Consider the following 11,009-nt stretch of genomic DNA (forward strand, 5'->3'; position numbering starts at 1 on the left):
ATAAAAATAAAAAAATGACTAAAAATTATCTTATTTTTTTTTCCTTAGATGCTTAACTTTCTCTCTTTCTAAATTGCTCCTTCAAAATGCCAAAGTTCTCCCTTCTAGTAAACTTTCCAATGGTTCCAACTTCCGACATCCAACTTCTACCTTTAACCATTACTTTAACCTACTCACCATTATTCCCGATTGGGACTTAAAACCAGCCAAGTAATCGCTAAGTGGCTTTTCCGAAATCTCCACCATCATAGATCCGGTACTGGCATGCATCAGGTATATCCTGCCATTTTTCTCAACTGCAAAACCTACATGTACCATATCCAAACTTTTCATGGCTGCAGTAATGGCAATCAAATCTCCTGATTGGATCATTGGCTCAGCTTTTCGGATTTCTTCTTTTGGAATATAGTAATACCTTCTGGCAGCTATATCCAGCTCAGTGGCCTTGATCAGGGCTACATATTCAGGATTGCTCAATTGGGGATAAAATTGAGGGTTAGCAGACATAAAGCTCGGACTATTGACATAGACTTTTCCGCCAATTTCTTCGGTGATATCAGTTAATATCCCTTTTGCCTGGTTCTGGTAAATCCAGTCAGAAAAATAATGTAGACGCGACGGATACCCCGTATTTAATCCATTACGGTATCTCAAAAGCTCCAGTTCTGCTTGGTATGCCTCAAAAGTGAATTCTCCTCTTTTGGCCAATCTGCTCAGAGTCACTACAGTTTCAACATAGGTAGTACAATCAAGCCCTTGAAGATCAATGACCAATTTTTCTTCTCCAGGGATTTCCAGCGTCTTTTCAACATACGGTGTACCTAAAAACCATTCACCTATCTCTACATTGAGGGCGTTTAAAGACTTATTCCCATGATCTTCAAGTAATAATTGATCCATTAAAACACCCAATCTTTCTCTACTTTCAAGGGAACAAACTGTTTGGCTATATGTGATAAAAGGAATAAAGATCAGTAAAATGGTAATCAGTCGCATGGTATAAAATGAATGTGAAGTTTATCTCAAAAGTCTGGATTTTTAGCTTTCCTGATTTAAATACCGGAATAAAACAACTCGTTTAATATATAACTATTTAAAATCCTTTATCCTTAAAGTATAGTTTATAGTGCTATCAGGTTGATAAATAGGCATGGGATGATTGCCCTGTGCTGTTAGAATGGGCATCCTATAAATATTGGGTAAATTACTGTCGACAAGGGCTCCATTCTCTGGATTGAGAGAAGCGTGTTGCCTGTTTAAATCCGGAAAATTCAGTTTACCTTCAAGGTCAGGGATAAATATGCTCATGGTATCACCTGGAAAGAATGGATTGGGACCACTTTTCAAATTGTCCTTATTGGGTATTTCCTCTTTGAAATCTTTTTTAAAATTTGGATTTTGGGTTTGTGCAATTGTTGTAGAAAATAAACCCACAAGCAATATTGCTGTTATACCGATTATCTTTCCCATATTCCTTTTAATTAATTGAATGTCCTTTCAATAATGCCCAATTTACGGAAATTATGTGAAGTATTTATAGTCCATAAAAAGAAACAACCGATCAAAATTTTGAAAATATTTCAATTATACAGCCTATTTATACAATTCACCATGCAATCTTTTCATTGCTTTCACAGGAAATTTAATCACTTTCCGATCATAAGTCATTAAGCCATTGACTTCCACTTCTACATCGGTAGTTTGCGTATATACCGCAGCTGCTAGCCCCTTGGGAATCAAATATTTCAAGTCTGCAATCAATTTTTGATACCTTGTCCATAACTCCTCTTCACTCTTAAAACTTTGATAACCCCAGTTGTCTTTTTCCTGCCAAGTATGACCTTCTATAGGCAAACCCAATCCTCCATATTCTCCAAGTACCAGTACATTGACCTTACCAAATAAATCAGGAGATGGCATTACTGGATCGGGGTAATTGTGCACATCAAAAATATCCCCGACCAATTTATTACCTTCCAGTTCAAAATTCCCTCCAGAAGCTGAATTGACCAGCCGACTTGGGTCGTAAGCTTGTGTCCATTCTGTGATTTCCTTGGTTTTGAATTGACCCCAGGCTTCATTGAATGGTACCCATACCACAATGGATGGAAAATGGTGGAATGCATCCATTATACGCTTCCACTCTGTTTTAAAAATGGCCTCAGATTCAGCCGTACGTTCCCTGTCCAGTCCTTTACGGAAAATTCCCGGTTTGGATTCCCATACATTCCCCATATCGCCACTGGGCATGTCCTGCCATACGAGCATTCCTAAGCGGTCACAATGGTAGTACCATCTAGCAGGCTCCACTTTGACATGCTTTCTGATCATATTGAAACCCAATTCTTTGGTTTTTTCAATGTCAAATAATAGTGCCTCATCCGTTGGTGCCGTGTACAAGCCATCAGGCCACCATCCTTGATCTAAGGGTCCATATTGGAACAGGGGCTTTCCGTTCAGTTCCATTACCTGTATACCATTGGCATCATAGCCTATGGATATTTTCCTCAAAGCTCCATAGGATTTTACCTGATCCACTACCCTATTGCCACGCTTCAAGCTAATTTCAAAATCATACAAATACGGATTATCTGGTGACCAGGGTGTAGGTTCCGGTATTTTGATTTGAATAGATTGACCAATAGTGGCTTCCTCTTGAACCAACAGCTGTTCTCCATCATAGGCCATTACCGACCATTTAAAATTGCTATTACCCATATTCAAATCAGCATGGATTTCAAATGCTCCATTATCCCAGTCTGGGAGAATTTTCAGGCTGGAAATATAATTTTCAGGAACAAATTCCAACCAAACCGTTTGCCAAATGCCTGTGACCGGCGTATACCAAATACCGCGGGGATTATTCACCTGCTTTCCTCTTGGTTGGGGTCCCTCATCGGTAGGATCCCAAACCCTTACCGTCAAATCCTGGCTTTGGCCCCTATTCAAAAAATCAGTAATATCAAAAGAAAAAGGGTCAAAACCTCCTCGATGGATGCCCACCGACTTTCCATTGATCAAAACTTCTGCTTCCCAGTCCACAGCCCCAAAATGTAAAAATACCCTACCCTTTCTTTCAGCGCTGGAAACCTGAAATTTCCGCTGATACCACAGTTCTTGCGCTGCTCCTACCGGTTTCATCACACCCGAAAGATAGGATTCCACGGGATAGGGTACGGTAATTTTCCCTTGGAATTGATCAGGTTTACTTTTCCCTTTTTCCAAAATCGCATAATTCCAAGACCCATTAAGATTGACCCAATTATCCCTGATCATTTGTGGTCGGGGATATTCCTGAAGAGGTGCATTTAGATCAACTTTTTCCGCCCAAGGACTAAGGATTGGATTGGTGTTAAGATTTTGTGCATGTAAAAAGAGAGGCTGAATAAAGAAACCAAATACATAGAATAGGGTAAAAATCCGCTTGAATATTTGCATGTTGAGATCAGTTGTTGGGTTAAGAATTGATTATTTTCGCGTTTTTAAAAATGGAATAATCATACTCCAGACCCAAACCTGGACCTGTGGGAACTTTGATAAAACCATTTTCGATATCAAAATGAGGGTAATACCAATCAGGATATTTTTTCTTTCCGCCCGGAAATTCCTGGTATCCTTCCAATATAGCCGAAACAGAAGCCAATTGAAAGAAAGGAGCTGCTAAGGGGTCATCTTTTGGGCTATGAGGTGCCAAACGCAATCCATTGGCAATCGCCAATTTTTCCACATAAAAAGCCCGTAGCATTCCTCCATTATAATATAAGTCAGGTTGAAGCACATGATACACTTTGTTTTGGGCAATATCGCGCCATCTCAGGTAGGAAGTATCCTGTTCTCCACCAGCCAGTTTCATGGTTTTCAGGCTGGCAGCAATCTTTTGATTGGAGGCATAATCTTCCCAATAACAAGGTTCCTCAAAGATAGATATTCCATTTTCCTCTAAAATGCCAGCCATTTTGAGCCCTTCCTGAAGATCAAAAGAACTGTTGGCATCTGCATAAATGGTCAGACCATCTCCAAAGGTTTTTCTCAACAAGCGGATAAGGTTTTCTGACCGGCCCGGTGCGGCATCGGCTTTGCGGCGCATTCTCCCTCCTACTTTTACTTTGACGGCTTTAGCACCAGTCTCGGCAAGTTGTTTTTGAAGATTGGTGACTTCTTCCTCCGGACTGCTTTCCCGTGTGAGACTGGACACATACATCTGGATTTCATTACGGATTCTCTTTTCAAAAAAATCTGATGTGGGAATACCCGCAGTTTTACCCAATAAATCCATTACCGCAATTTCAATCTGTCCAATACAATTGAATAAAGGGATTCCTGAATACTTATATACCCCTCTGTCATGTGCAATGGTTTCCAAAATCTGTTCTACATCACGGGCATCCTTACCGATAAAAAAAGGTTGAATCAGTTTTTGAAGGATTGGTAATAGAAATTCCATCCTGAAGTTTAAAACTGTTATTCCCTGAATACCATCTTTGGAAGTGACTACAATAAAACGGTTTCCCACATTTTCAAGGATTTCGATTTTTTGGATGATGACGGAGAATTTTATAACAGATCGAATATCCAAAATGTGGTTAGGGTAAGTATTGCCATTTTCTTCCTTGTATAAATTAGAAAAGGTATTCCTTAGGTCAATTCTGGGAGACAACCCAATTAAGGCACTTTTAGAAATGAATTCCCGTCTTTTCATTTTCCTGGCTTAGTTTCTTCTGGTGCTTCATTTAAAATCAAACCATAATTTAATTCCAAAGGGATGATCACCGGCATGACTGACTGCCCTGATTCTGTTTCCACTGGGCCCCATCGTCTCAGGTCCAGCAAATTTATTCCCAATGGGGCTGATCTGATGGAGGAAAGTGATGTCTCCCGAAGGCATGGCAGGTATCACTCCAGCTGTCGCATGTGGGGGATTTTCCGGATTGTACAATTTCAAATAGGTGCCTGGACTTTCTGATACCACTTGGATATTCCCTTCCTCAGTTTCCAAAAGCACTGCAAATAAATTGGCATGATAGCCCTTGAATTCAGGGTAAACGAGCTTATCGTAACTGTATCCTGTGATGGTATTGTTGTAAGCTTTTTCCCAGAGTCCAAACTCAGCACCTTTAAGCCTGTTTCTCCATACCCTGTAAGGACCGTTCCCTATCCATTTTACTCCTTGAATTTTTTCCTCAGGTAGGTCAAAAGATAGCCCAAGGTAATCCAGTTCCTGTCCATTCAATAAAGGACCTTCTGACTCAAAATATAGGCTGCCATCACTGTACACTTTCCAAAAGCTGGTTTTAGGAAATGAGGTATATGTACTTCTGATGATAATACTTCCCTCCTCATCTATTTCCCATTCTACTTGCTCAACGCTAGAGTCCACGCCAACAGGAACAGGGCCATTTTTGAAAGGAAAGACTTTACCGTTTTTTTCCACACTTTTTAATTGACCGTCAAGGAGATCAAACTGATAAACCATGGTCCCTGTCTGCACAATGAGACGCCCATCATCTTCAGTAAATTCAGACATACCCATGCTCTCCACTGATGAATCCAAAAAACGGACAGCAAATTCCTCTACATCGGAAACTGCCCAGCTCCAGGAATACAATTCATTGCCCTTCCAATCATAAGCAGTGACTTTAAGAAAATCCGCTTCCTCAAACGCATCGCCCAAAGGAAGCTTTATCCTTTTTCTCTCCCCCGGCTGTATATCTGGCAAATACAACTCTCCTTTGGACAATTCAAGTGTTTGCTCAAAATCAGGAACAGCATGCAGACTCCATGATAGACGGCAACCTGTTAGAGAAGAATAAATGTACCCATTTTCAATACTTAGATTTCCGTCAAATCCCCTGTTCATGTTAAATGGCAATACCTGAATAGGAGACCAAATATTTTTAATGGTATAAAAACTCCCCTCCTTTTCTTTAAAGGGTCCCAAAATCCCATCAGGGGCATGGTTACCGTCGGCATCCAGTTCCCCATTTCTATCAGTTCTTACAACAGCCTCATCTGCAAATACCCAAAGAAAACCTCCAGCTGCTACGGGATTACGCATAAAATCATTCCAATAATCTGCTAAGCCTGCCCCATGACCTCCATCATACAGTCCATGCATAAATTCTGTAGGAAAAAATGGTGTTTGACCATGGGTCAATCTTTGGATTCCGGCATTGTATCGAAAATAATGGTGGGTATCTACGCCATTACGGATCAACCAAGGGTAGATTACAGGGCGCTTTTGGATATCATGCACATGGAACCACTTTTCATTTTCAAAATCCCATCCGCCTTCGTTTCCATGATCCCAAATAATCACAGAAGGGTGATTGGCATCTTTCCAAACCGTGGCTTGAATCACTTTTGGACCGATCTCGGTATCATAACCCTGTTGCCATCCAGCTACCTCATTTAGCACAAAAAGGCCCAAAGAATCGCAGAGGTCCAAAAATCGCTCATCGGGCGGATAGTGGGACATCCGCACGGCATTCATATTCATTTCCTTCATCAACAAGATATCTTCCAGGTGGTTGGTGTCAGACAAAGCCCTGCCAGTTTTTGGATGAAAAGAATGCCTGTTGACGCCTTTAAATACTACCCTTTTCCCGTTTACATAAATTCCATCCTGTTCTCTGAGTTCAACTGTCCTGAAACCTATTCTTTCTGTTTTCTCAAAAATAATTGCGTCATTTGATTTCAACCGAAACACTGCATCATAGAGATAAGGCGACTCAGGATTCCAGGATTGAATCCCAAAAAATTCACCATCAATTATAACTTCTTGTCCTTCAGTCAGGGATGTAATACTGCCAATAGACTTCTGCTTTCCTATTTCAAAAAGTTCTACTTCCAGCAAAGCGCCGTCTAATTCCTTGTTTAGTAAAATCATTGCCTCAAATTTCCCATCCGCTTGCGGATTCACAGCAATACGGTCGAAATGTATTTCGGGTAATATTTCTAAATATACGGGACGATAAATGCCTCCAAAAATCCAATAATCAGCTTCTCTTTCTGCCCTATTTACTGAGCCATTGGCAGAATGTTTGGAAACCTCCACTTCTAGTGTGTTTTTTTGACCGAAATTCAAAAGTGAACTTATTTCATGACTGAACCTGTAAAATCCGCCTTGGAAAACCTCTCCGGCAATTTTCCCATTTACCTTCACTTCAGTATCTGTCATGGCCCCTTCAAAAACCAATTTCACCGGAAAGCCTTCCCATGCAGATGGAACATCAAAAGCATACCTATAGTAACCCTTTTCTTTTCCCAGTACCCGTTCAGGGTTCCTATGATCATGTCCATAGTTATATGTCCCAAATCCCTGTAATTCCCAGTTGGAGGGTACAGGTATCTTTGCCCACTCTCCTGCCCTTCGGCCACCGTCTACCATAAAATCCCATTCGACAGCGGTTGAAGCATCTTTTCCAGAAAGGTAATGCCGTTCATAGCTTGATAATGTTTGACTGTGCACTTTTCCGGAGACGAAGAAACTTCCAGCAAGTACTAATCCAAATAGGAAAATCACCTCTCTTAAAGAGTATGTAATGTAATTTTTATATATATGAGGGATTACAATATGCATGATTGTGCTGTATTATGGTCTTCAAATCAGGAGATTGTTTATATTTATAAAGATGAATCCAATTTAAAGAATAATAAGCTGAAAACACTTGAAATCCGAAATCGATTTCGTAAGTAATGCATTCCCTGACTTGAAAATTTGGGTGAAATAAGGAATTTCAAGCCATTAGAAAAAAATAAATCACACCAAAATGAAAGCACAAAATTTAACTTATTCGATATTATGCTTACTGATCTTGAGCTGCTCTTGCCAGTCACAAACCGAAAAGCAACAGGAAGCACAATGGATCAATTTATTTAATGGTGAAAATCTGGAGGGCTGGAAAGCTGTAGGTGGCCAAGCTGAATTTGAGGTGAAAAATGGAGAAATTATAGGATATGCTGTAGCCAATACGCCCAATACCTTTTTGATCACCGAGGAGGATTATACAGATTTTATCTTAGAACTGGAGCTGAAGATTGAAGACCTCAGCAGTAATTCCGGAGTAATGGCAAGGGGACAGTTTGATCCTGCTGCCAGGGATGGACAAGGATTGGTTTATGGCTATCAAATAGAAGCCGACCCTACTCCCCGGGCTTGGTCTGGAGGCTTATATGACGAGCAAAGAAGGGGTTGGTTATATCCTCTTGACCTGAATCCGGATGCGAAATCAGCATTTAAGATGGGGGAATGGAACCATTACCGCATAGAAGCCATAGGCAATGAGATCAAATCCTGGATAAATGGACAAGAAGTGGCCTATGTCGTAGATAATATGGACCGAAATGGGCATATAGGACTTCAGGTTCATAGCATCAGAGACCCGGAAGATGAAGGCAATAAAACCTTTTTTAGAAATGTACGGATACAAACCGAAAATCTGCAACCCAAATCCTTTGCAGGAGATGTATTTGTAGTCAATACAGGTTTAAATGAGCTTACAGACTTAGAAAAAGCCAATGGCTGGAGACTTTTGTTTAATGGGGTGGACACTGAAGGATGGAAAGCTGCTTACAAGGAAGAATTTCCGTCAGATGGATGGGTAGTTCAAGACGGGATCCTGACAATCAAAGCTTCTGATGGCAGCGAATCCATGAGTTATGGAGACATAGTGACCACTGAGATGTTCAGTGCCTTTGACCTGGCTTTTGATTTTAAATTTACAGAAGGAGCCAATTCCGGAGTCAAATATTTTGTTACCTTGAGTGAAGGAAATGTGGGTTCAGCCATAGGATTGGAATACCAGATACTCGATGATGAGGGTCACCCTGATGCCAAAATGGGCAGAGAGGGCAATAGAACGCTGGCTTCTCTATATGATTTGATCAAAGCGGATAAAAGTCCGCGGTTTATCAAGGGTCCAGGAGAATGGAATAAAGGCAGATTGCTGGTCTATCCGGACAACCGTGTGGAGCATTACCTCAATGGAGTAAAAGTATTGGAATACGTAAGGGGATCTGAGAACTACAGGGCATTGGTTGCCGAAAGTAAATACCATATTTGGGAGAATTTTGGTGAGGCGGATGAAGGCTATATTTTGCTTCAAGACCATGGAGATGAGGTTCATTTTAAGAATATAAAAATAAAAACATTACAATAAAACCCTTAACCAAATGGACAAAGCTATGAACAACAGAAGGGAGTTTTTGAAGAAGTCAACCTTGGCAACAGTTGGCCTTTCCTCATTGGGAGCAATTGGCTTTTCTGCCAAAAGCTATGGAAATATCCTTGGCGCCAACGAACGAATGCAGGTAGCCATCGCAGGATTAGGAAGGAGACTGGGAGCTTTTTATGCTCCTATTGCCAGAAAAGAAAGCAATGTAAGACTGCATACGCTATGCGATGTCATGGAATCCCAGCGCAGCAGGGCAGCGGCCAATTTTTCCAAACATATTGATTATTCACCCTTATTGGAGAACAGTATTCTTAAGGTGATTGAAAACAAGGAAATAGATGTCCTAATCAATGCCACACCTGACCATTGGCATGCGCCAGGAACCTGGATGGCTGTGGCTGCGGGAAAACATGTTTACGTGGAAAAACCCTGTAGCCATAATCCCAGAGAAGGTGAACTGCTGGTGGAGTATAAAAACAAATACAATAAGGTTATCCAAATGGGTAATCAGCAAAGGTCATCTTATCATACCATTGAAATCATCAAGGATATCCATAATGGAGTCATCGGCAAGCCATATAGGGCAGTGGCCTTTTATGCAAATAACCGGGGCAGGGTTCCTAATGAAGTGGAACAAGCTTCACCGGCAGGTCTGGATTGGGAACTCTTTCAGGGACCTGCACCAAGAAAGAATTATACCCATGATACCTGGGATTACAATTGGCATTGGTATGGATGGGACTATGGTACAGCCGAAACAGGTAACAATGCCACGCATGAACTGGATGTAGCCAGATGGGCATTACAAGTAGAGTTTCCTAATCATGTAAGTGTAGACGCTGGAAAATACCATTTTCTAGATGATGGTTGGACGATGTATGATACCATGTATGCCACATTCCAATTTGATGGGGCAAAATCCATTGTTTGGGATGGGCAAAGCCGTAATGGCTACCTGACTTATGGAGCTGATCGGGGTACCATAATTTACGGTACAGAAGGTTCTGTTTTTGTCAATCGGGGACTTTACAGGTTATTTGACAAAGGAGGCAAACTCATTCGGGAAGTTCAATCCAAAGGGGAAGAGGGCAGTACCAATTTAGGTGGTGGCGGAGACAACACAACTGATCATGTAGTCAATTTCTTCGAAGCCATCAGGGGCAAACAGCCACAAAACTCCACGATAGAAGAAGGTGCTGTATCTACCTTACTCTGTCATTTGGCCAATATTTCTTATCGTATTGGTGAAAATTTCGATTGCAACCCAAGCAATGGGCACATCTACAACCGGAGAGGAATGGAACTATGGTCCAGGACTTATGAAAAGGGTTGGGAACCAAAGCTATAACCAAAAATTACAAAAGATACAATTGCGATTAATGATATTGCACTTATGATAATTTTCAAAATTTTCATAGTGTCACTGGTTTATTTTTAAATAAAATAAACCATAAAATGAATAAAATACTATTAATCAGGGGGAAAAGAAGATGAAATTTGGCTAAGGAAATGAGTTTAAAAATTTCTTCCCATTACATAGAAGACCTACGAATATGCATTTTAGAAGGAATGGTAATGATCTGGTCTTGTATGGGAATTGGAGGAGTTTTCGTTAGGTTCTGTATCAATAACTTAGCACATTCCCTTCCGATTTCATGGGCTGGTTGGGATATCGTAGAAAGCGGAGGATTCAGAAGATCCGCAATTTTCATGTTAGAAAAAGTGATTAATTTAAGTTCCTCGGGAATGCGCAATTTGGTCTGATGAATTGCATGATATGCCGTCAAAGCCAATTTTTCCACCGAAGACAGAATTCCATCAGGACGGTCCAAAGGA

8 protein-coding genes are annotated in these 11,009 nt (G+C 40.8%); 2 read left to right on the forward strand and 6 right to left on the reverse strand.

Annotated elements, in window-relative coordinates:
- Positions 1 to 159 precede the first annotated feature (159 nt).
- The 5 genes from QZT73_RS04740 to QZT73_RS04760 all read right to left on the reverse strand — a co-directional run bounded on the left by QZT73_RS04740 (position 160) and on the right by QZT73_RS04760 (position 7,579).
- On the reverse strand, positions 160 to 996 hold the full coding sequence (locus tag QZT73_RS04740) for an N-acetylmuramoyl-L-alanine amidase-like domain-containing protein (protein ID WP_291782048.1): 837 nt from the start codon (positions 994 to 996) through the stop codon (positions 160 to 162).
- 93 nt (positions 997 to 1,089) lie between these two features.
- Complete coding sequence (locus QZT73_RS04745; protein ID WP_291782046.1) at positions 1,090 to 1,470, reverse strand: hypothetical protein; 381 nt, start codon at positions 1,468 to 1,470, stop codon at positions 1,090 to 1,092.
- Positions 1,471 to 1,593: 123 nt separating this feature from the next.
- Positions 1,594 to 3,438: a sugar-binding domain-containing protein gene (locus QZT73_RS04750; protein ID WP_291782044.1), complete on the reverse strand. Its 1,845-nt coding sequence runs from the start codon at positions 3,436 to 3,438 to the stop codon at positions 1,594 to 1,596.
- A gap of 19 nt (positions 3,439 to 3,457) precedes the next feature.
- Complete coding sequence (locus tag QZT73_RS04755; protein ID WP_291786878.1) at positions 3,458 to 4,699, reverse strand: mandelate racemase/muconate lactonizing enzyme family protein; 1,242 nt, start codon at positions 4,697 to 4,699, stop codon at positions 3,458 to 3,460.
- 27 nt (positions 4,700 to 4,726) lie between these two features.
- Positions 4,727 to 7,579, reverse strand: coding sequence for a glycoside hydrolase family 2 TIM barrel-domain containing protein (locus QZT73_RS04760; RefSeq protein WP_291786880.1), 2,853 nt, complete (start codon positions 7,577 to 7,579; stop codon positions 4,727 to 4,729).
- A 190-nt stretch (positions 7,580 to 7,769) separates the two neighbouring features.
- Here QZT73_RS04760 and QZT73_RS04765 point away from each other — a divergent pair, with 190 nt between their 5' ends.
- Both QZT73_RS04765 and QZT73_RS04770 read left to right on the forward strand, forming a co-directional pair.
- The gene (locus QZT73_RS04765) at positions 7,770 to 9,158 is read left to right on the forward strand and encodes a DUF1080 domain-containing protein (RefSeq protein WP_291779199.1); all 1,389 of its coding nucleotides are present in this window, start codon (positions 7,770 to 7,772) and stop codon (positions 9,156 to 9,158) included.
- 13 nt (positions 9,159 to 9,171) lie between these two features.
- Positions 9,172 to 10,521 carry a Gfo/Idh/MocA family oxidoreductase gene (locus tag QZT73_RS04770; protein WP_291779197.1) on the forward strand — a complete coding sequence of 450 codons (1,350 nt, stop codon included), beginning with the start codon at positions 9,172 to 9,174 and terminating at the stop codon, positions 10,519 to 10,521.
- A gap of 184 nt (positions 10,522 to 10,705) precedes the next feature.
- Here QZT73_RS04770 and QZT73_RS04775 read toward each other — a convergent pair.
- Positions 10,706 to 11,009 (reverse strand): substrate-binding domain-containing protein (locus QZT73_RS04775; RefSeq protein ID WP_291786882.1); only part of this gene is annotated, 304 nt, incomplete at its 5' end.

Origin of the sequence: Cecembia sp. (assembly GCF_007126775.1) — a bacterium.
Taxonomy (GTDB): Bacteria; Bacteroidota; Bacteroidia; order Cytophagales; family Cyclobacteriaceae; genus Cecembia.

Coding starts and splice junctions, on each gene's coding strand:
- QZT73_RS04765 (WP_291779199.1), top strand. CDS start 7,770: ATGAAAGCACAAAATTTAACTTATTCGATATTATGCTTACTGATCTTG.
- QZT73_RS04740 (WP_291782048.1), bottom strand. CDS start 996: ATGCGACTGATTACCATTTTACTGATCTTTATTCCTTTTATCACATAT.
- QZT73_RS04745 (WP_291782046.1), bottom strand. CDS start 1,470: ATGGGAAAGATAATCGGTATAACAGCAATATTGCTTGTGGGTTTATTT.
- QZT73_RS04770 (WP_291779197.1), top strand. CDS start 9,172: ATGGACAAAGCTATGAACAACAGAAGGGAGTTTTTGAAGAAGTCAACC.
- QZT73_RS04750 (WP_291782044.1), bottom strand. CDS start 3,438: ATGCAAATATTCAAGCGGATTTTTACCCTATTCTATGTATTTGGTTTC.
- QZT73_RS04755 (WP_291786878.1), bottom strand. CDS start 4,699: ATGAAAAGACGGGAATTCATTTCTAAAAGTGCCTTAATTGGGTTGTCT.
- QZT73_RS04760 (WP_291786880.1), bottom strand. CDS start 7,579: ATGCATATTGTAATCCCTCATATATATAAAAATTACATTACATACTCT.